Below are 19,760 nucleotides of genomic sequence, written 5' to 3' on the forward strand. Positions count from 1 at the left end.
CGCGTCCCGTACGGCACCCGCCGCGTCCCGTACGGCGGGCGCGCCTCCCGCCCCTGCCCCCGAAGCGGCGCAGTCCCCCGACGCCCTGCTGATCCGCCGGACCATGGCGGAGATCGAGCCCGTGGCCGACAAGGCGACCTCGTACTTCTACGCGCTGCTGTTCATACAGCACCCCGATCTGCGGGCCCTCTTCCCCGCCGCCATGGACACCCAGCGCGACCGTCTCTTCCGGGCGCTGCTGACCGCCGCCCAGCACGCGGACGACTCCGCCACGCTCACCACGTACCTCTCCCGGCTGGGCCGCGGGCACCGGAAGTACGGCACCCTGCCTGAGCACTACCCCGCGGTCGGCGAGTGCCTGATCGCCGCCCTCAGCCGCTTCGCGCCGGCCACCTGGAACGGGCACACCGAAGCGGCCTGGGTCCGCGTCTACACGGCGATCTCCCAGATCATGATCGACGCCGCGGCGGAGGACGAACGGCACTCGCCCGCCTGGTGGCAGGCCGAGATCGTCACCCACGAACTGCGCACGCCGGACATCGCCGTCGTGACCGTACGGCCCGACCAGCCCTACCCGTTCGTCGCCGGCCAGTACACGAACCTGGAAACCCCCTGGTGGCCGCGTGTGTGGCGGCCGTACTCCTTCTCCGCCGCGCCCCGCCCGGACGGGCTGCTCTCCTTCCACGTCAAGGCCGTACCCGCAGGCTGGGTGTCCGGCGCCCTCGTCCACCGCGCCCGCCCGGGCGACGTCCTGCGGCTCGGTCCCCCCACCGGTTCCATGATTGTGGACCACAGCACTGACAACGGCCTGTTGTGCCTGGGCGGCGGCACCGGCATCGCGCCGATCAAGGCGCTGGTCGAGGACGTCGCCGAGCACGGGCGCTGCCGCCCGGTCGAGGTCTTCTACGGTGCGCGCCAAGCCGGTGACCTCTACGACATCGACACCATGCTGCAGCTGCAGCGTGCGCACAACTGGCTCTCGGTCCGGCCGGTCGTGTCCGACGGCCCGACCCGCGGGCTGAGCGGTCAACTGCCCGCCATCGTGCGCCAGTACGGGCCCTGGACCGCGTACGACGCCTATCTCTCCGGGCCGCCCGGAATGATCCGCAGCGGTGTGGACACCTTGAAGGGCATCGGCATCCCGTCCCACCGCATACGGCACGACACGATCGACGGCCTCATGGCGCCCACGCCGGGCTGATCCGAGCGGTCGCCCGGCTGGTCACCCGAGGTCGTCCGCCAGCAGGGCCCGTACGCCCTCGATGTTCGCGTCGAGGTAGGCGCGCAGCGACGGGGGCACCAGCTCCACCGAGGCGATCCCCTCCCGGGTGAACGGGATCCGCACCACCTCGTACGTCCCGTGCGGCTCGTCCACCTCGGGGCCGTGGCGCTGCGAGAGGTCCATGGACGCGAGCCGGCAGACGAAGAAGTGCTGCACCTTCACGCCGTGGGCGGCGTGGTGGAGCGAGTGGGAGACGGTGTCGACGAATGCGGGGACGACGTCGACGACCTTGGCGCCGAGCTCCTCGTCGACCTCGCGGTGGAGCGCGGCGACCACGGTGCTGTCCTCCGGCTCCATGCCGCCGCCCGGGGTGATCCAGTACGGCGCTTCGCCGGGCTTGGTGCGCTTGATCAGGACCATCTCGAAGGCGGCGTGGGGGCCGGGGTCGCCCCCGCTGTCGAGCAGGATGGCACGCGCGGTGCGCTTGACCACTGGACGTTCGGTCATAGGGGACATCTGCCGCGCGATGCGGTCGGCGAAACCCCTGGCGGCAACCCTTTCTCTCCTCTTTCTCTCCTCTGTCTCACCAGGAAACGGCGGCCTCACCAGGAAACGGCGGCGCGCAGGAGCCACTCGTGTGCCCGGGCGAGGTGCGGGTGGGCCAGCGTTCCGGTTCGTACGACGAGGAAATAGGTGCGCAGCGGGGGGACCGGCGGGTCGAGAAGGGCCACGATCTCCCCCGTGTCGAGGGCGTCCTCACACAGGTAGCGGGGCAGCACGCCCAGCCCGGCGCCCGCGATGACGCAGGAGAGGACGGCCCGCAGGTCGGGGGCGATGACGCTGCCGGAGGCGGCGGGCTCGGTGTCGAAGACGGTGCTCCAGTAGCGCGTGACGAGCGGCAGGGTCTCGTGGACCTCGACCACGGGCAGGTGTTCCAGGGCCCGGACGCCCTTGTCGCGGACGACGGCCGGGCCGCCCAGGCGGGCCGCCCAGCGCGGCGCCGCGACGAGCACGTGCTCCTCGTCGCAGAGCGGGGTGGCTGTTAGCAGGCGTCCGCGTGGGCGCGAGGTGGTGATGGCGAGGTCGTGGTGGCCGGCGGCGAGGCTCTCGAAGAGGTCGTCCGCGGCGCCGTGGGCGGCGCGCACGGCCAGGCCCCGGGCGATGAGGGGCGCGAGGGCGGGGAGCGCGCGCAGGTCGGTGAACTCCGGGGGACCGGCCAGATGGAGGGTCCGGTTACGCGATCCCTCGTCGTCCATGCCCGCTTCGGTGATCTCCAGCAGGGCGTCGACGTGCGGTGCGATCTTGTGGGCGAGCTCCTCGCCGGTGGTGGTGGGGCGCACCCCGCGGGCCAGACGCAGGAAGAGCGGGCGGCCCAACTGGGTCTCCAGCGTGCGGATCTGGCTGGTGACGGCGGGCTGCGAGAGGCCGAGCAGGGCCGCGGCCCGGGTGAACGACCCGGCCCGGTGCACCGTGACGAACGTGCGCAACAGGGCCAGATCCATGCTGTCTCCCTGACTCGGAGCCTCCCGGTCGTAGGGGAACTATAAATAAGTCGATAGGGCTGTGTCGCCGGTGTGATTGGACACTGACGCAGAGTCAACTAGCCTGGACCGGGTGGTCATTCGTGCGTGGTTCGCGCGTCCGACCACGACGGCTCGAGTCAAGAGGGGGGAGACTCGAGCCGTCCTTACGGGCGGGCCGGGCCGTCGTCCGGGCGGGCCGCCTCGTCCAGCGCCGCAAGGACGTCCGCGACGAGATCCTCGGTGTCCTCGACGCCCACCGAGAAGCGGATGAAGCCGTCCGGCACGGCGTCGCCTCCCCACCGCCCGCGCCGCTCGGCCGTGGACCGCACGCCGCCGAAGCTGGTCGCCTCGTCGACGATGCGCAGGGCGGCCAGGAAGCGCTCGGCATGAGCCCGGTCCGGCAGCACGAAGGAGACCACGCACCCGAAGCGCCCGCCGCGCATCTGCTGCAGGGCCAGGTCGTGGGCGGGGTCGGAGGGCAGCCCGGGGTGGCGCAGGGCGGTCACGTCGGGCCGGTCGCGCAGGGCCTCGGCGAGCGCGAGCGCACCGGCCGCCTGCCGGTCCACGCGCAGCTGCAGCGTCGCCAGGGAGCGGTGGGCCAGCCAGGCCTCCATGGGGCCGGGGATCGCGCCGGCGACCTTGCGCCAGTCGCGGACGGCCGCGGTGAGCCGTGGGTCGCGTGCGGCCACGTAGCCCAGGAGGAGATCGCCGTGGCCGGTGAGGGCCTTGGTGCCGCTGGCCACGGAGAAGTCGGCGCCCAGTTCCAGGGGGCGCTGGCCGAGCGGGGTGGCGAGGGTGTTGTCGACCGCGACGAGCGCGCCGCGGCGGTGGGCGGCGTCGGCGAGGCGGCGGATGTCGCACACGTCGAGGCCCGGATTGGAGGGCGATTCGATCCACAGCAAGCGGGCGCCCTCCAGCGCCGCGAGCTGGGCGTCCCCGGCGGTCGGAGCGGTGCGCACGGCGATGCCGAACGCCTCCAGGCGCTCGCGCAGCGCGGGCAGCAGCTGATAGCCGTCCGAGGGCAGGACCGCCGTGTCGCCGGGCCGCAGCTGCGAGAGGAACACGGCGGAGATCGCGGCCATCCCGGAGGGGAAGGCGACGGCCTCCGCCGCCGGGCCGGGGTCGCCGGGGGCCTCCAGCTCGGCGATCGCCGTCTCCAGGGCGGCCCATGTGGGGTTGGCCTCGCGCCCGTAGGTGTACGGGCCGGAGACCTCGCCCGGCAGGTGGTAGTGGGCGGCGAAGGCCGGGCCGGGGAGCGCGGGCTCGTTCGCCCGCGGCTCCGGCAGGCCCGCCCGCACGGCCCGGGTGCCGTCGCCCGTCATGCGCGGACCTCCTCGGACTCCCCGGCCCTTCTCGGACTCCCGGCCCTTCTCGGTTCCCGCCGGCTCTGCTCGGTCCTGGTCAGCTCTCCTCAGCCCCTTCTCAGTCCTTGTCGTCCGGCAGGATCATGTGCATCGCCCAGGCCACCACCGAGATGATCACGCCGCCGACCAGGGCGTTCCAGAAGCCGTCGACGTGGAAGGCCAGCCCCAGCTCCTTGGCGAGGAACGACGTCAGCATCAGCATCAGCGCGTTGATCACGAGCGTGATGAGGCCGAGGGTGAGGATGAACAACGGGAAGGACAGCAGCTTCACCACCGGCTTGACGATGAAGTTGACCACGCCGAAGACGAGCGCGACGAGGATCAGCGTGAGCACCTTGCGCAGCGTGTTCTCACCGGAGAGCGTGATGCCCTTGAGCAGCCAGATGGCGACCGCCAGGGCCGCCGCGTTGGCGATCGTCTTGACTACGAAATTCTTCATGGTGAGATCGTTGCAGACGCAGCATGTGGACGGACCACGACCGAGGAGCGGCGAGGGGTGGACGGCAGATGAAGGCCTTCCGGCTGGATGAACTGGAGGGGGAGCGCCTCGCGAACGACGGCGCCTACCTGCAGTTCCTGGGCGAGCGGAACATGTCGGTCGGGCTGTACGCCCTGGACGCCGGGCAGATGGACCCGCAGACCCCGCACGCCCAGGACGAGGTCTACGTGGTGATGAGCGGCCGCGCGTCGATCACCGTGGGGGAGGAGACGACCCAGGTGGGCCGCGGGAGCGTGGTCTACGTGCCGGCCGGCGTGACGCACCGCTTCCACCACATCAGCGAGGCCCTCAGGGTTCTGGTGGTCTTCTCTCCCCCTGAGAGCTGAGGGTTCGCCCCGGCGACCCGTAGGGGGACGCTCAGGGGTCGACGGGGGCTCCGCAGGCCCCGCCGGACCCCCTGCCCGCCCTAGCATCGAAAGCAAGGCCGGAGCACCCGCGCTCCGGGTCCACGAAGCGGAAAGCAGGGACGAACGACATGGCTGAGAAGGGGATTCTCGCAGGACTCCCGTGGTGGGTGAAGTGGATCGCCGTGCCGGTCCTCGTCCTCGTGGTGTTCGGCAGTCTGATCATGAGCGTGCTCGGCTTCGTCATAGCGCTGGTCTTCAAGGCCCTGCTGCTGGTCGCGCTCATCGGCGGGCTGATCTTCGTCGTCAAGAAGTTCACGTCGTCGTCCTCGTCGTCGAAGGGCGACTGGTAGGGCCCGCCGGCCGGCGCCCCGGCCGCCGCCCCGGCCGGTCGTCGCCTGGACCGGTGTTGACGGCTCTGGCAATTTCTCTGCCCTGAATCCCCCGGAACGACTCCGCCCCGTAGTCGAGTCGCTACGCTCCAGAGTCATAGAGCTCGTAAGCTCAGTCTCGATCTCTATCGGTAGCTGAAGAATCACTCCTGGTGATCTATGGATGCCGTCGAGCGGTGGTGTCTATGGGGCGCGAGGAGCCAATCCCGGGCCAAAACGACGAATACGGGGCATTGGGCGATGCGTGAAACGGTTCAGGCAGAAGTGATCATGACCTTCCTCGTCTCCGAGGAGCTGTCCTTCCGGATCCCGGTGGGACTGGACTACGACAGCAGCGATCCCTACGCGGTGAAGTTCACCTTTCACCTTCCCGGCGACGCGCCTGTGACCTGGGCCTTCGCGCGGGAGCTGCTGCTCGACGGGCTCAGCCAGCCCTCCGGCGAGGGCGATGTGCACATCGCCCCCGCCTCCGCCGAGCACCTCTCGGACGTCTTCATCCGGCTGCAAGTGGGCTCCGAAGGGGCCCTGTTCCGGGCCGGTGCGGCGCCCCTCGTGGCGTTCCTCGACCGGACCGACCGCATCGCCCCCCTCGGCGAGGAGCGCTCGGTCGCCGACTTCGACTACGACCTCGCCGCCGCGCTCGACAACATCCTCGCCGGCAACACCGAGGGGCAGAACGCCGGTTAGCGGCCCGGCGTGCCTCCGCCGGCCACGCCCTCGTCCCGGACCGGCACCCGCTCAGTGCGCGGGGGCGCGCCCTTCGGCGCCGTCCCGGCCCCCAGCGCTCCTGAGCCGGCCTTCTCTCCGGAGTCCGGCGTCCCGCCGGGCCCCGTGGCGCCCGGGAAACCGGCCCCGTTCCCGCCCGGCCCGTCCGCCGCGCCCGCCGTGCCCATGGCGGAGAGCAGCTGTCGCGCCAGGCCCAGACCCGTACCCCCCATCGTCAGCGCCTTCGCAAACATCTCGGACATCCCGTCCGCCCCGTTGAGCAGCACCATGTGGTCAACGTTTCCGAAGGCTTCAGCCCCCGCACGTACGATCTCGGGCCACTTTTCGGCCAGTTGTTGCGCGACCACCGCCTCCTGGTTCTCCGCCAGGGCCGCCGCCCGTGCCTTGATCGCATCCGCCTCCGCCAGACCCCGCGCCTTGGCGGCCTCGGCCGTCGCCAGACCCTTCGCCCGCGCGGCCGCCGCCTCCGCCTCACCGGTCGCCCGGGTCGCCTCGGCGGCCGCGGCGCCGCGCGCCTTGGTGGCCTCAGCCTCGGCGCCGGCGGCGGCCTTCACCCGCGTCGCCTCGGCGGCCGCCGCCAGCTCCGTCTCCCGGGCCCTCGCCTGGGCCGCGGAGATACGGGCGTCGCGCTCCGCCTCGGCCAGGGTGCGCTTCTCGTAGGCCGCCGCGTCCGCGGGCTTGCGCACGTCCGCCTGGAGCTGCTGCTCCCGCCGGTGCGCCGCCAGCTCCGCCACCCGCGTCTCCTGGACCACGACCTCCTGCTGGGCCGCCGCCTCCGCCAGCGGACCGGCCTGCCGCGCCTTCGCCGCCGCGCTGTCCCGCTCCGCCTGATAGCCGGCCTGCAGGATCTCGGAGTCGCGCTGCGCCTGGGACATCCGGGCCGCGGCCTGCTGCTCGGCCTCGGTCGCCAGCCGGTCGGCCTCGGCCTGGGCGATGCGGGCGTCCCGCTGCACCGCCGCCGCGTGCGGCGCCGACAGGTTCTTGATGTAGCCCGTCGGGTCCTGGATCTCGTGGATCTGCAGCGAGTCGATGATCAGACCGAGCTTCTCCATCTCGGTGCCCGAGGCGGCCCGGGTCTCCCCCGTCAGCCGCTCGCGGTCACGGATCATGTCCTCCACGGTGAGCCCGCCGACGATCGAGCGCAGATGGCCCGCGAAGACGTTGTGCACCCGGTCGCCCATGAACTTCTGCTGGTCCAGGAAGCGGCGCGCGGCGTTGGCGATCGACACGAAGTCGTCGCCGACCTTGAATATGACCACGCCGTGGACCTTGAGCGGGATGCCCTGCTTGGTCACACAATCCACATGGAGATCGGCCTCATTGAGGTCGAGCGACAGCTTCCGGACCACCTGGACCCCGGGCAGCACGAGGGTCCCCCGCCCCGTGACGATCCGGAACCCCATCCCCTCCTCAAGGCCCTCGGTCCGGTGCTTGGAACCGGAGATGACGAGCGCCTCATTGGGCTCGGCCACTCGCCACATCAGTTTGAACAGCCCGACCACGACGGCCACGGCGACGAGGACGATCCCCGCCACGATGCCGATGAGCATGCGTGCAGCCCCCCTTCGGGACCCCACGACGGGGCCCCTCAAATCCCTTCTGCCCCGGCGGTATCACCCGTAAGCGGCGGCCGGACCGTGCCTACGCGGCCGGACCATGCCTACGCAGCCGGACCACGTCTACACAGCCGGGTCATGCGTAGGCAGCCGTCACGTACACCGTGCGCGGCGGCTGGTACTCCATGACCACCACCAGCGCCCCGCGCTCGATCCGCTCGCCCGGCTCCACCGCATAGGCCAGGAAGGCCTCGGCCCCGCCCCGGACCCGCACCATCACCTCGCCGACCAGCCCCGGGCCGACCGTGCCCGTCACCCTGCCCTGCTCCCCGACCACCGGCAGCTCCCCCCTCGCGGGCTCACTTGGCCCGGCGGCGCCGGCCACCCTTCGCCCTGGCGCGCCCCCCGGCCCGCGAACCGATCCCGGCGCCGGCACCCGGCCCCGTACCCGCATTGTGCCGGTCGGCACTGACAACGAGGGCCGCCAGCGCGGTCGTCACGGGCACGGAGGCCACCAACCCGATGCTGCCGACGAGCGTCCGTACGATCTCCTCGGCGACGATTTCGCTGGTCGCGACCGTTCCGACGCCGCTGTCGGCGATGGAGAACAGCAGCAGCAACGGCAGCGAGGCGCCCGCGTAGGCCAGTACCAGGGTGTTCACGACCGAGGCGATGTGGTCCCGGCCGATACGCATCGCCGCCCCGTAGAGCTTCCGCCAACTCGCGGTCGGGTCGGCGTCCTTCAGTTCCCACACCGCCGACGTCTGCGTCACCGTGACGTCGTCGAGCACGCCGAGCGAGCCGATGATGATGCCCGCGAGCAGCAGTCCGCGGATTTCGATCTCCGGGTAGAGGCTGTGCACGAGTCCGGTCTGGTCGTCGGTGTTGCCCGTCAGGTGGGCCCAGCTCGTGAAGATCGTGCCGAGCAGGCCGATCAGCAGCAGTGAGGTGAGCGTTCCGATGACCGCCACGGACGTGCGTGCTGTCAGGCCGTGGCACATGTACAGCGCGATCAGCATGATCGCGCTGCCGCCCATGACGGCCACCACCAGCGGATCGGAGCCCTGGAGGATCGCGGGGAGGATGAACAGCGTCAGCACCCCGAAGCTGATCACCAGCGCGATCAGCGCGAAGAGCCCGCGCAGCCGGCCGACGACCACGACGGCCAGTGCGAACACCGCCGCCAGTATCGCCATGGGCAGCGTCCGGTTCACGTCGCTGACCGAGTACTGCAGGTTCTTCGGCGCCTTGGGGGCGTACGCGAGGACGACCTCCTGGCCGACCGTGTAGCGGCGAGAGGCGCTCGGCTGGACGAGCTCGGTGAACGTCCTGCCCTTGTCCGGGCCCGACGTCACCTCGATGTCCGACTTCTCGCAGGGGCCCTTCGGCTTGGCGGGCCCGCCGGGTCCTCCCGGACCGCCCTGCTGCCCGGGAGGCGGCTGCTGCTGGCCGCCGCTGCCCTTCGCGCAGTCGACCTCCTCGATCTTCACGACCCGGCCCGACTCGGTCTTCTGGTCGAGACCGAGCCCGGAGTGCTCGTGCGGGGGCGCACCGCCGGGCCACAGCACGACCAGGCCGGTGAGCACGGCGGCCGCGAAGGGGATGAGGACCGCGGCGATCACCTTGCGCAGGTGCGCGGAGACGGGGGAGGCGGGGCCGTGGGAGTGGCTGTGCCCATGGCCGTGGCCGTGCCCGTGGGCGTGTGCATTGCCTTGGGGCCGGGCCTGGGCCTGGGCCGGGATCTCCTCCTGGGCCCGGCCTTCGCCATGGCCTTGGGGGTGGATCCGGTCATGTGGATGCCCGGGGCTGTGGGGGTGGTCTGGGAAATCATGGTCCGTGGGGGTCACCCCCCGATCATTGCAAGCCCCCCTGGTCCTTCGGACACGAGAGGCGCTAGCGTGGTGGCACCTTTGCAATCGCGGGAGCTCGGAGCACCGGGCTGAGAGGGCGCTGACCTCCGTACGGAGATTCGTACGGAAGACCGCTGCGTCGACCGCCGAACCTGTTACCGGGTAATGCCGGCGTAGGGAGTTCTGGTCTCATGACCTCGCAGGATGCACGCACGTCCGAAACCGGCCGGGAGATCGGCTGGCACAAGGACTACGTGACCGGCTCGCGTCCGGACCTTCGGGTGCCGGTTCGGCGGGTCCACCTCACCAACGGGCAGGACGTCCAGCTGTACGACACGTCCGGCCCGTACACCGACCCGGCGATCGAGACGGACGTCCGGCGCGGCCTCCAGCCGCTCCGGGAGAACTGGATCATCGGCCGTGGTGACACCGAGGAGTACGCCGGGCGCCCGATGCGCCCGGAGGACGACGGCATCAAGCACACCTCGCCGCGCGGGGGGCTGAAGAACCTCGACGCGGTCTTCCCGGGCCGCCCGCGCCAGCCCCGCCGGGGCCGCGGCGGGCAGGCCGTCACCCAGCTCGCGTACGCCCGCCGCGGTGAGATCACCGAGGAGATGGAGTACGTGGCCCTCCGGGAGAACGTTTCTCCCGAGACCGTCCGCGAGGAGATCGCGGCGGGCCGGGCGGTCCTCCCGGCCAATGTGAACCACCCGGAGATCGAGCCGATGATCATCGGCAAGAAGTTCCTGGTGAAGGTCAACGCCAACATCGGCAACTCCGCGGTCACCTCCTCCATCGAGGAGGAGGTCGAGAAGATGACGTGGGCCACCCGCTGGGGCGCCGACACCGTCATGGACCTCTCCACCGGCCGCAACATCCACACCACGCGCGAGTGGGTGCTGCGCAACTCCCCGGTGCCGATCGGCACCGTGCCGCTCTACCAGGCCCTGGAGAAGGTCGACGGCAAGGCCGAGGAGCTCACCTGGGAGATCTACAAGGACACGGTCATCGAGCAGGCCGAACAGGGCGTCGACTACATGACCGTGCACGCGGGCGTGCTGCTGCGCTACGTCCCGCTGACCGCCCGCCGCAAGACCGGCATCGTCTCGCGCGGTGGTTCGATCATGGCCGCGTGGTGCCTGGCGCACCACAAGGAGTCGTTCCTCTACGAGAACTTCGAGGAGCTCTGCGAGATCCTCGCGGCCTACGACGTGACGTACTCGCTCGGCGACGGCCTGCGCCCCGGCTCCATCGCGGACGCCAACGACGAGGCGCAGTTCGCCGAGCTGAAGACTCTCGGCGAGCTCAACACCATCGCCAAGCGCCACAACGTCCAGACGATGATCGAGGGCCCGGGCCACGTCCCGATGCACAAGATCAAGGAGAACATCGACCTCCAGCAGGAGATCTGCGAGGAGGCGCCGTTCTACACCCTCGGCCCGCTGACGACGGACGTCGCACCCGCGTACGACCACATCACCTCCGGCATCGGCGCCGCGATGATCGCGTGGTGGGGCACGGCGATGCTCTGCTACGTCACGCCCAAGGAGCACCTGGGCCTGCCGGACCGCGACGACGTCAAGACGGGTGTGATCACCTACAAGATCGCCGCTCATGCCGCGGACCTCGCCAAGGGCCACCCGGGGGCGCAGGAGTGGGACGACGCGCTCTCGGACGCGCGGTTCGAGTTCCGCTGGGAGGACCAGTTCAACCTGGCCCTCGACCCGGAGACGGCACGGGCCTTCCACGACGAGACGCTGCCGGCCGAGCCGGCGAAGACCGCGCATTTCTGTTCGATGTGCGGGCCGAAGTTCTGCTCGATGAAGATCTCGCAGGACATCCGGCGCGAGCACGGCGGCGATCTCGCCGTCGACCCCGAGGCCGGGATGGCGGAGAAGTCGAAGGAGTTCGCGGCGGCGGGCAACCGCGTCTATCTGCCGATCGCGGACTGACCGGGCAGGCAGACGGCGGACCGGGATCCGGGAGTCCACCGGATTCCGGAAGCCACCCGATTCCGGATGCGCCCCGGATTCCGGCGGCCGGCCGGGGTCCGGCCGGCCCCGGCCGCCGGCGTCCGGAGGGCCGCCCGGAGTCACTCCGGGCGGTGGTCCGGGCCGCCGTAGTCGGGGCTGGTGAAGTCCGGGCTGGTGTAACCGGCGCGGGTGCCGGAGCCGGAGTCGCTGTCCGGGCTGGTGAAGCCGGGCCGGGAGTACCCCAGGTGGGGCGTGCGGCCGTGGCCCTCGCGGCGCCTGGGGACGACCGGGGCGGATCGCCCGGCGCCCCCGCCGGGACCGGCGGGGGCGTTGGCCAGGGCCTCGCGGACGAAGGGCAGCAGGCCGCGGTGGATCAGGGCCTGCCGCCACGCCTCTCTGGCCCGCTCGGCGTCCTCCTTCACCCGCACCCCTCGCGCATCACTCCCCCCGGAGGAGCCGTTGCGCAGGGCCGTGAGCAGGATGCCGACCATGGCGATGAACACACCGGCTGCCGTGAGGCCGGCGAACCACCAGCCGACGTTGACCATGGGGTCCGCGACGGCCGTGTTGGAGCCCACGGTCCGCAGGACGTAGCCGATGGCCAGGAAGATCAGGGCGGCGATGCCGGCGAGGACCGGGGCCAGGACGGCGAGCACCGCTCCGGCACCCGCACCCGAGGACTCCTCCGGCTCGCCGTCCGCGGCAGCGGGGGCGGCCGCGCCGGAGGGAGCGCTTTCGGAATCGGATGCGCCCCCAGCGCCTACGGTTTGGGGGCGTGCCGTCGCGGAGAGCGCGCGCAGTGCATCGCGCGCCCTTACGTAGTTCTGGTATTCGACCGTTGCGCAAGCCGAGATGGCGGGCATGGCGTCGAGAGCCATCTCGCGCAGCTGTTCTGTATTGAGCCGCTGTCCTATCGCGGCGGCAAGTTCCGGGTCATGGTTCGCGGTACGCAGCGCCTGGTCGAGAACCCGCTCGAATTCCGGGTGGTCCTCGGCCAGCAGATGCGGAGCGCTGTTCATGTGCATCCCCCGATGCTCCGTAGGGCCGTGGTGCCGGCTTACACCGGGCAGTGGGCGGAAACGGAGGAGAGCCTGCTACGGATAAGCCGATGGTAGAGCCGTACCGGCGCGGGGTGACAGTGTGTTTCCCGAATTACCCCCGCGGCGGTGGAACTCCCTACCTGCCCGTCCGCCTGCCCGCTGAACCCTCAGTCAGCCAGAGGAAGTTGCACGACCAGCAGTTTTCCGGCCATCGTGACGCCGCCGTCCATGGCGAGGGCGAGCCCGTCGGCGTACAGGTGCGGGCCGTCCACCAGCGGCGCTCCGTCGTCCTCGGCGTCCGGCTCCTCCGTGCCGACCTCTCCCAGGAGGTACGGGATGGGGCTGTGACCGTGCACGATCCGGCCACCGCCGTAGGTGCCCAGCAGCTCGCGGACGGCCGGCGGGCCGGCGTCCTCGTCGCGGAAGGCGAAGCGCTTGGTGAACTTCCGGAAGAGGTCCCAGACCTCGTCCGGGTCGTTGCGCTGCAGGGCCTCGGTGATCGCGTCGTTGACGTCCTCGATGGAGTCGCCGAACTCCAGGTAGGCGGTGGTGTCGGAGTGCACCAGCAGGTGCCCGTCCTCCTTCGCCATGGCGTCGAGCCGGGACATCCACTGCAGGTGGTGGTCCTCCAGGCGCTCCATGTCGCTGCGCTGGCCGCCGTTGAGCAGCCAGGCCGCCTGGAAGGAGGCCGTGCCTGCGCCCGAGTTGACCGGCGTGTCGGCGAACCGCTTCGCGCCGATGATCAGCAGCTCGTGGTTGCCCATGAGGGCCTTGCAGTAGCCGCCCGCGGCCGCGGCCTCGGCCGACAGCCGCATGACGAGGTCGATCACGCCGACGCCGTCAGGGCCGCGGTCGGTGAAGTCGCCGAGGAACCACAGGCGGGCGTTGCCCGCGGCCCAGTGGCCCGCCGCGTCGATCAGGCCCTCCGCGGCCAGTGCCTCGTAGAGCTCGTCCAGATAGCCGTGGACGTCGCCCACGACGTAGAGCGGGCCCAGGCCGGGGTGCTGCGGGGCCGGGGGGTGCGGGTCGGTGAGCGGGGTCAGCTCGACCGTCGGGACGTCCTGAGGGGCCCTCTGGGGGGCGCCACGGCCGATCACCGGGAGGTCCCGCGCGGTCGGCGTGTAGCCGTCGGGGGCGTCCATGGGCGGCTGCACGGGGGGCGCGGACTGTGCGTACGGCCCCACGGGGCCGGGGGCCACGGGAGGCGCAGGAGGCGCGGCGTAGCCGGGGAAGGGCGGGATGCCCGCCGTGTGCCGTGCCGCGGGTCCTTGACCGGCCCCCTGAGTCATCGACCCCTCCACCATTGCGCCGCCGTGCACCTTGTGGACCTTGCCTGGTCGACGGCGGTCCGTGGTGTCGTGCGCCCATCATAGGAATGACCGTCGCGGCTTGTGACGCACCAGGGGCCGCGAATCGGTGCAGGAGAGTGCGCGCGACGGGTTTTTCTCCCCAATTGAGCCATTCGCCCAGGGGTCGTGCGCCCCCCGAGCGCCCTCACGGCGTCCCGGTGAAGGTGGTGGAGACCGGGAACGGTGCGTTGACCGGGAGACCGGGCGGAGGCGAGCCGGCACCCCCGGTCGCCGCCGCCCGGCGTCCGCCACTGCCGGAAGCGGTGGCGGAAGCGGGGGCGGACGGACGGCGGACGCGGAGCTTCCGGATCAGCCGGCGGGACCGCGCGGCGGGCTGACCGTGGTGCGGGGCGGGCGGCGCTGCGAGGAGGTGCGGACGATCAGCTCGGTCGGTATCACCTGCTCGACCGGCCGGCCGCTGTCCAGTCCCTCGATGGCGTCGATGAGGAGCTGGACCACCGCGGTGCCGATGCGCCGCGGCTTGAGGGAGAGCGTGGTGATGGGGGGCTCGGTGGTGGCGTAGACCGTGGACTCGCTGCAGCAGACGAGCAGCAGGTCGTCCGGGACGCGCAGCCCGTAGCGCCGGGCGGCGGCCAGCAGGTCGGTGCCGTTGGGGTCGAACAGGCCGTACACCGCGTCGGGCCGGTCCGGGCGGGCGAGCAGCCGGTCGGCCGCGACGGCGCCGGCGCAGGGGTCGTGGGCGGGGTACTTCTCGTAGACCGGGTCCTGGCCGACCCGCTCGCACCAGTGCAGGTAGGCGTGGGTGGAGAGCCGGGTGTACGTGTCGGTGCTGGTGCCCGTCAGCAGGCCGATGCGGCGGGCTCCGGCGGCGGCCAGGTGGTCGAGGATGCCGAGGACGGCGGCCTCGTGGTCGTTGTCCACCCACGCGGTCACGGGGAGGGTGCCGGCGGGGCGCCCGTCGGAGACGACGGGGATGCCCTGGCGGACGAGGTCGGAGACCACGGGGTCGTGGTCCGAGGGGTCGATCACGACGGTGCCGTCGAGGGCCACGTTGGACCACACGTCGTGACGGGAGGTGGCGGGGAGGATGACCAGGGCGTAGCCGCGGGCCAGCGCGGCGGAGGTGGCTGCCCGGGCCATTTCGGCGAAGTAGGCGAATTCGGTGAAGGTGAAAGGTTCATCCCCGTACGTGGTCACCGTCAGGCCGATGAGGCCGGACTTGCCCGTGCGGAGGGTGCGGGCCGCGGCGGACGGGCGATAGCCCAGCCTGTCGGCGACCTCGCGGACATGGCGGCGGGTCGCGTCCGGTAGCCGGCCCTTGCCGTTGAGCGCGTCGGAGACGGTCGTGATCGAAACCCCGGCGGCGGCGGCCACGTCGCGGATGCCCGCGCGTCCATGCCGGCTGCCCCTGCGGGATGGTTCCGCCCGGCTCACCTGATGCTTCCCTGCTGCTGTCATGGCGAGCCGATAGTAGGGCTCGGGTGGTCCGTTGGCAGGGCGGCATATTTGACTGTTGACAGGCACGTTTCTGCAAGAGGAATTCCCTTCAATGACCATGGAAACGCAGCCAGTTGCGGGCTACGGCAGGGTGCCGGGGGCCTGTGGCATATCCGCGCCTGGTGAATGGTCCAGGTCTCGAAGAGGTCTCAACTCACCTTCATGGGGGATGCGCGCCACGGCGCCCGCCACCGGCGCACGCCATTTACTGAAGCGCTCCCCCTGCTCTGGACGCCGACCCGGTGAATCCTCTTAAGGTGTGCAGTATTCATGTCCGCTATTCGTGTGCGGCTCGTCCCGTGCGGCAGCGAGCGCACGGGATGTCTGAGGAGGACCTGCGGTGACCGAGAAGACCCCCAAGCTGCGCGCTGCGCTGGACGGCGTGCCGACCTACAAGCCGGGCAAGCCCGCCGCTGCCGACGGCCCGGTCGCGTACAAGCTGTCCTCCAACGAGAACCCGTATCCGCCGCTCCCGGGCGTGCTGGAGCGGGCGGTCGCCGTGACGGGCTCCTTCAACCGCTACCCCGACATGGCCTGCACCGGCCTGATGGCCGAGCTGGCCGAGCGCTTCTCGGTGCCGGTCTCCCACCTGGCCACCGGCACCGGTTCGGTGGGCGTGGCCCAGCAGCTGGTGCAGGCCACGGCCGGCCCCGGCGACGAGGTGATCTACGCCTGGCGGTCCTTCGAGGCGTACCCGATCATCACCCGGGTCTCCGGCGCCGCGCCGGTGCAGGTGCCGCTGACCGGTGACGACGTCCACGACCTGGAGGCGATGCTGGCGGCGATCACCGACCGGACCCGGCTGATCTTCGTCTGCAACCCCAACAACCCCACCGGCACGGTGGTGCACCGGGCCGAGCTGGAGTCCTTCCTGGACCGGGTGCCCTCCGACATCCTGGTGGTGCTCGACGAGGCGTACATCGAGTTCGTCCGCGACCCCGAGTTCCCGAACGGGCTCGAGCTCTACCGCGACCGGCCGAACGTCTGCGTGCTGCGCACGTTCTCCAAGGCCTACGGCCTGGCGGGCCTCCGGGTGGGCTTCGCGGTGGCCCACGAGCCGGTGGCGGCGGCGCTGCGCAAGACGGCCGTCCCGTTCGGCGTGAGCCAGATCGCCCAGGAGGCGGCCGTCGCCTCGCTGCGCAGCGAGGACGCCCTGCGCGAGCGGGTGGACGCGCTGGTGGCCGAGCGGGCGCGGGTCGTCGAGGCGCTGGCCGGGCAGGGCTGGACGGTGGCGCGGACGCAGGCGAACTTCGTCTGGCTGCGGCTCGGGGACCGGACGCTCGACTTCGCGGAGGCGTGCGAGCGGGCCGGTGTGATCGTGCGGCCGTTCCCCGGCGAGGGCGTGCGGGTGACGATCGGCGAGACCGAGGGGAACGACATCTTCGTGCGCGTGGCGGAGGAGTTCCGCAAGGAGCTCTGAGCGCGCGGGCCTTCCGGCCCCGGTCGTCTCCGACGCCGTCCGTCTCGGACGCCGTCCGTCTCGGACGCTGTCCGTCTCCGGCGCCGCGCACCCCTGTCCGGGGTGCGCGGCGTTCGCGTGTCCGGATGGGGCGGGGTGCGCATGTCCGGAGGGGGCGGGCTGCGAGGGGGCCGGCGCCGGGACCGGCCCGTCCGGCCGTCCGGGCGGCGGGCGCTAGGGCCGAAGGGGGTACCCCCCTCACTTGTCCGAAAAGCTGGTGCGCCATAATGCTTGTGAATGTGAACGCGTTCACAAGCGCGCCCTATTGTCCTGCTTCACCTGGGGCATACAGGTGCATAACGCCGACGACCCGTGTCGTCGGCGACGCGAGAGGCAAGGAGAGACCGAGTGAATCTGGCTTTGGCTCCTGAGACGCTGGCCCGCTGGCAGTTCGGCATCACGACCGTCTACCACTTTCTCTTCGTCCCGCTCACGATCAGCCTTGCCGCGATCACCGCCGGGCTGGAGACCGCCTGGGTCCGCACGGGCAAGGAGAAGTACTTCCACGCCACGAAGTTCTGGGGAAAGCTCTTCCTCATCAACATCGCGATGGGCGTGGTCACCGGCATCGTGCAGGAGTTCCAGTTCGGCATGAACTGGTCGGACTACTCCCGCTTCGTCGGTGACGTCTTCGGAGCCCCGCTCGCGATGGAGGCCCTGCTGGCCTTCTTCTTCGAGTCGACCTTCATCGGGCTGTGGATCTTCGGCTGGGACAAGCTGCCGAAGAAGATCCACTGCGCGTGCATCTGGATCGTCGCCGTCGGCACGCTGTTGTCCTCGTACTTCATCCTCGCCGCGAACTCCTGGATGCAGCACCCCATCGGCTACGCCGTCGACAAGGCGACCGGCAAGGCGCACCTGACCGACATCTGGGCCGTGCTGACCCAGAACACCACGCTCGTCGTCGTCTTCCACACCCTCACCGCGGCCTTCCTCACCGGCGGCGCCTTCATCGTCGGCATCGCCTCCTTCCACCTGTGGCGCGCCAAGCGCAAGCAGCTGCGCGGCGAGGAGCTGGGGGAGAAGCAGCGCAGCCAGGTCGGTGCGATGCGCGCCTCGCTGCGCGTCGGCCTGACGGTGGCGGTGATCGCCGGCCTGGGCACCGCGATCAGCGGCGACGAGCTCGGCAAGGTGATGTTCGAGCAGCAGCCGATGAAGATGGCCGCGGCCGAGGCGCTGTGGGAGACCAAGGCGCCGGCACCGTTCTCGGTCTTCGCCGTCGGCGACGTCTCCAAGGGCCACAACAGCGTCGAGATAGAGATCCCCGGCCTGCTCTCCTTCCTCGCCCACAACAACTTCAGCGAGGCCGTCCCCGGCATCAACGACATCGCCGCCCGGGAGGCCGCGCTCTACGGCGGCGATCCCGAGGACTACATCCCCAGCATCTTCATGACCTTCTGGGGCTTCCGGCTCATGATCGGCTTCGGGATGACCTCCTTCGTCGCCGCGCTGATCGGGCTGTGGACCACCCGCAAGAAGTTCTGGCTCGCGCCCGCGTTCCGCACCGGCGAGAACGAGGTCCCGCGGCTGATGCTGACCCGGACCCGCGAGATGAGCCCCTTCTTCACCGCCTGGTCCTGGCGGATCGGCGTCCTCACCATGGGCTTCCCGCTGATCGCCAACTCCTTCGGCTGGATCTTCACCGAGATGGGCCGCCAGCCCTGGGGCGTCTACGGCCTGATGAAGACCGCCGACGCGGTGTCGCCCGGCGTCAGCCAGGGCGAGGTGCTCACCTCCATGGGCGTCTTCACCCTGCTGTACGGGGTGCTCGCCGTCGTCGAGGTCAAGCTGCTCGTGAAGTACGCCAAGGCCGGACCGGACACCGACGAGAAGCCGCCCGCGAAGGACCCCCGGCTGCGGCTGCCCTCCGGCGAGAGCCCCGAGGACGCCGACAAGCCGCTGACCTTCGCCTACTGACGCGCTCACCCGCTCGAACGGCGGAACGGAGAACCGACCATGCACCTCCACGACTTCTGGTTCCTGCTGATCGCCGTCCTGTGGACCGGCTACTTCTTCCTCGAAGGGTTCGACTTCGGCATAGGCGTGCTGACCAAGCTGCTGGCCCGGGACCGCACCGAGCGCCGGGTGCTGATCAATACGATCGGCCCCGTCTGGGACGGCAATGAGGTCTGGCTGATCACTGCGGCCGGTGCCACCTTCGCGGCCTTCCCGGACTGGTACGCGACCCTCTTCAGCGGCTTCTACCTGCCCCTCCTGGCCATCCTGGTGTGCCTGATCGTGCGCGGCGTCGCCTTCGAGTACCGCCACAAGCGCAGCGGGGAGCGCTGGCAGAGCAACTGGGAACACGCGATCTTCTGGTGCTCGCTGCTGCCCGCCTTCCTGTGGGGCGTCGTCTTCGCGAACATCGTCCGCGGCGTTCCGATCGGGCCGGACAAGAACTTCACCGGCACCCTCGCCGACCTCTTCGGCCCGTACGCGCTGCTGGGCGGCCTCCTGACCCTCGTGCTGTTCACCTTCCACGGCGCGGTCTTCGCGGCGCTGAAGACGGTGGGCGACATCCGCGACCGCGCCCGCTCCCGCGCCACCGTGCTGGGCATGACCTCGGGCGTGCTCGCCGTGGCCTTCCTCGGCTGGACGCAGGCCGAGTCGGGCAACGGGCGCAGCCTGCCGGCCCTGATCGTCACCGTGGCGGCCCTGGCCGCCGCGCTGGTCGTGAACCACTACGGCCGCGAGGGCTGGGCCTTCGCCTGCTCCGGCGTGGCGGTCGCGGCGGCGTTCGCGCTGCTCTTCCTCGCGCTCTTCCCGGACGTCATGCCCTCCTCGGCCAACGCGTCCTGGAGCCTGACCGTCGAGGACGCCGCCTCCAGCCCCTACACGCTGAAGATCATGACGTGGGTCGCGGTGCCCATGACACCCCTGATCATCGCCTACCAGGCGTGGACGTACTGGGTCTTCCGCAAGCGGATCGGCACCCAGCACATCCCGGCCCCCGCTGCCCACTAGGCCCTTCGGGCCGCCGGTGACCTGAGGGACACCCGCCCTTC

The 19,760-nt window shown here is 71.0% G+C and carries 18 protein-coding genes; 8 read left to right on the plus strand and 10 right to left on the minus strand.

Features of this window, described 5'->3' with window-relative positions; translation table 11 throughout:
* On the plus strand, positions 1 to 1,201 hold a 1,201-nt coding region (locus NQU55_RS13560), incomplete at its 5' end, for a globin domain-containing protein (RefSeq protein WP_256790610.1).
* Positions 1,202 to 1,222: 21 nt separating this feature from the next.
* Here NQU55_RS13560 and NQU55_RS13565 read toward each other — a convergent pair.
* From NQU55_RS13565 to NQU55_RS13580, 4 genes are all read right to left on the minus strand, one after another.
* Positions 1,223 to 1,729, minus strand: coding sequence for an NUDIX hydrolase (locus NQU55_RS13565; RefSeq protein ID WP_168090793.1), 507 nt, complete (start codon positions 1,727 to 1,729; stop codon positions 1,223 to 1,225).
* A gap of 95 nt (positions 1,730 to 1,824) precedes the next feature.
* On the minus strand, positions 1,825 to 2,724 hold the full coding sequence (locus NQU55_RS13570; protein ID WP_168090792.1) for a LysR family transcriptional regulator: 900 nt from the start codon (positions 2,722 to 2,724) through the stop codon (positions 1,825 to 1,827).
* 185 nt (positions 2,725 to 2,909) lie between these two features.
* Positions 2,910 to 4,067 carry a cystathionine gamma-lyase gene (locus NQU55_RS13575; protein ID WP_168090791.1) on the minus strand — a complete coding sequence of 386 codons (1,158 nt, stop codon included), beginning with the start codon at positions 4,065 to 4,067 and terminating at the stop codon, positions 2,910 to 2,912.
* 100 nt (positions 4,068 to 4,167) lie between these two features.
* On the minus strand, positions 4,168 to 4,548 hold the full coding sequence (locus NQU55_RS13580; protein ID WP_168090790.1) for a phage holin family protein: 381 nt from the start codon (positions 4,546 to 4,548) through the stop codon (positions 4,168 to 4,170).
* A 68-nt stretch (positions 4,549 to 4,616) separates the two neighbouring features.
* Here NQU55_RS13580 and NQU55_RS13585 point away from each other — a divergent pair, with 68 nt between their 5' ends.
* The 3 genes from NQU55_RS13585 (at position 4,617) to NQU55_RS13595 (ending at position 6,031) form a co-directional block, all read left to right on the plus strand.
* On the plus strand, positions 4,617 to 4,934 hold the full coding sequence (locus tag NQU55_RS13585; RefSeq protein WP_058045357.1) for a cupin domain-containing protein: 318 nt from the start codon (positions 4,617 to 4,619) through the stop codon (positions 4,932 to 4,934).
* Positions 4,935 to 5,083: 149 nt separating this feature from the next.
* Positions 5,084 to 5,305 carry a DUF5326 family protein gene (locus NQU55_RS13590; RefSeq protein ID WP_168090789.1) on the plus strand — a complete coding sequence of 74 codons (222 nt, stop codon included), beginning with the start codon at positions 5,084 to 5,086 and terminating at the stop codon, positions 5,303 to 5,305.
* A 279-nt stretch (positions 5,306 to 5,584) separates the two neighbouring features.
* Positions 5,585 to 6,031: an SsgA family sporulation/cell division regulator gene (locus NQU55_RS13595; RefSeq protein WP_030366799.1), complete on the plus strand. Its 447-nt coding sequence runs from the start codon at positions 5,585 to 5,587 to the stop codon at positions 6,029 to 6,031.
* Here the strand turns inward: NQU55_RS13595 and NQU55_RS13600 are convergent.
* The 3 genes from NQU55_RS13600 to NQU55_RS13610 form a co-directional block, all read right to left on the minus strand.
* Entirely contained in the window at positions 6,028 to 7,620 is a 1,593-nt protein-coding gene (locus NQU55_RS13600; RefSeq protein ID WP_168090788.1) for an SPFH domain-containing protein, read from the minus strand. The genes NQU55_RS13595 and NQU55_RS13600 overlap by 4 nt on opposite strands.
* A 142-nt stretch (positions 7,621 to 7,762) precedes the next feature.
* The gene (locus NQU55_RS13605) at positions 7,763 to 7,963 is read right to left on the minus strand and encodes an NfeD C-terminal domain-containing protein (RefSeq protein ID WP_058045360.1); all 201 of its coding nucleotides are present in this window, start codon (positions 7,961 to 7,963) and stop codon (positions 7,763 to 7,765) included.
* Positions 7,964 to 7,985: 22 nt separating this feature from the next.
* Positions 7,986 to 9,473: a YibE/F family protein gene (locus NQU55_RS13610; RefSeq protein WP_168090787.1), complete on the minus strand. Its 1,488-nt coding sequence runs from the start codon at positions 9,471 to 9,473 to the stop codon at positions 7,986 to 7,988.
* A 194-nt stretch (positions 9,474 to 9,667) separates the two neighbouring features.
* Here NQU55_RS13610 and thiC point away from each other — a divergent pair, with 194 nt between their 5' ends.
* Positions 9,668 to 11,428, plus strand: coding sequence for a phosphomethylpyrimidine synthase ThiC (gene thiC, locus NQU55_RS13615; protein WP_030366795.1), 1,761 nt, complete (start codon positions 9,668 to 9,670; stop codon positions 11,426 to 11,428).
* A gap of 140 nt (positions 11,429 to 11,568) precedes the next feature.
* On the opposite strand, the gene NQU55_RS13620 is transcribed toward thiC, so the two are convergent.
* The 3 genes from NQU55_RS13620 to NQU55_RS13630 all read right to left on the minus strand — a co-directional run bounded on the left by NQU55_RS13620 (position 11,569) and on the right by NQU55_RS13630 (position 15,257).
* Positions 11,569 to 12,474 carry a hypothetical protein gene (locus NQU55_RS13620; protein WP_168090786.1) on the minus strand — a complete coding sequence of 302 codons (906 nt, stop codon included), beginning with the start codon at positions 12,472 to 12,474 and terminating at the stop codon, positions 11,569 to 11,571.
* A 182-nt stretch (positions 12,475 to 12,656) separates the two neighbouring features.
* Positions 12,657 to 13,778, minus strand: coding sequence for a metallophosphoesterase (locus NQU55_RS13625; RefSeq protein ID WP_372504711.1), 1,122 nt, complete (start codon positions 13,776 to 13,778; stop codon positions 12,657 to 12,659).
* Positions 13,779 to 14,147: 369 nt separating this feature from the next.
* Complete coding sequence (locus NQU55_RS13630; protein WP_168090785.1) at positions 14,148 to 15,257, minus strand: LacI family DNA-binding transcriptional regulator; 1,110 nt, start codon at positions 15,255 to 15,257, stop codon at positions 14,148 to 14,150.
* Positions 15,258 to 15,636: 379 nt separating this feature from the next.
* On the opposite strand from NQU55_RS13630, the gene hisC reads away from it, so the two are divergent.
* The 3 genes from hisC (at position 15,637) to cydB (ending at position 19,719) form a co-directional block, all read left to right on the plus strand.
* Positions 15,637 to 16,716 (plus strand): histidinol-phosphate transaminase, encoded by a 1,080-nt coding sequence (gene hisC, locus NQU55_RS13635; RefSeq protein WP_168090784.1) that lies wholly within the window; start codon positions 15,637 to 15,639, stop codon positions 16,714 to 16,716.
* Positions 16,717 to 17,103: 387 nt separating this feature from the next.
* Positions 17,104 to 18,672: a cytochrome ubiquinol oxidase subunit I gene (locus NQU55_RS13640; RefSeq protein ID WP_168090783.1), complete on the plus strand. Its 1,569-nt coding sequence runs from the start codon at positions 17,104 to 17,106 to the stop codon at positions 18,670 to 18,672.
* 39 nt (positions 18,673 to 18,711) lie between these two features.
* Positions 18,712 to 19,719, plus strand: a complete 1,008-nt coding sequence (cydB, locus tag NQU55_RS13645) for a cytochrome d ubiquinol oxidase subunit II (RefSeq protein WP_168090782.1) — start codon at positions 18,712 to 18,714, stop codon at positions 19,717 to 19,719.
* Positions 19,720 to 19,760 lie beyond the last annotated feature (41 nt).

Source organism: Streptomyces telluris, from assembly GCF_024519335.1.
GTDB classification, from domain to species: Bacteria; Actinomycetota; Actinomycetes; order Streptomycetales; family Streptomycetaceae; genus Streptomyces; species Streptomyces telluris.

Coding starts and splice junctions, on each gene's coding strand:
- NQU55_RS13580 (WP_168090790.1), bottom strand. CDS start 4,548: ATGAAGAATTTCGTAGTCAAGACGATCGCCAACGCGGCGGCCCTGGCG.
- NQU55_RS13590 (WP_168090789.1), top strand. CDS start 5,084: ATGGCTGAGAAGGGGATTCTCGCAGGACTCCCGTGGTGGGTGAAGTGG.
- NQU55_RS13565 (WP_168090793.1), bottom strand. CDS start 1,729: ATGACCGAACGTCCAGTGGTCAAGCGCACCGCGCGTGCCATCCTGCTC.
- cydB (WP_168090782.1), top strand. CDS start 18,712: ATGCACCTCCACGACTTCTGGTTCCTGCTGATCGCCGTCCTGTGGACC.
- NQU55_RS13630 (WP_168090785.1), bottom strand. CDS start 15,257: ATGACAGCAGCAGGGAAGCATCAGGTGAGCCGGGCGGAACCATCCCGC.
- NQU55_RS13570 (WP_168090792.1), bottom strand. CDS start 2,724: ATGGATCTGGCCCTGTTGCGCACGTTCGTCACGGTGCACCGGGCCGGG.
- NQU55_RS13575 (WP_168090791.1), bottom strand. CDS start 4,067: ATGACGGGCGACGGCACCCGGGCCGTGCGGGCGGGCCTGCCGGAGCCG.
- NQU55_RS13625 (WP_372504711.1), bottom strand. CDS start 13,778: ATGACTCAGGGGGCCGGTCAAGGACCCGCGGCACGGCACACGGCGGGC.
- NQU55_RS13585 (WP_058045357.1), top strand. CDS start 4,617: ATGAAGGCCTTCCGGCTGGATGAACTGGAGGGGGAGCGCCTCGCGAAC.
- NQU55_RS13620 (WP_168090786.1), bottom strand. CDS start 12,474: ATGCACATGAACAGCGCTCCGCATCTGCTGGCCGAGGACCACCCGGAA.
- NQU55_RS13600 (WP_168090788.1), bottom strand. CDS start 7,620: ATGCTCATCGGCATCGTGGCGGGGATCGTCCTCGTCGCCGTGGCCGTC.
- NQU55_RS13595 (WP_030366799.1), top strand. CDS start 5,585: ATGCGTGAAACGGTTCAGGCAGAAGTGATCATGACCTTCCTCGTCTCC.
- thiC (WP_030366795.1), top strand. CDS start 9,668: ATGACCTCGCAGGATGCACGCACGTCCGAAACCGGCCGGGAGATCGGC.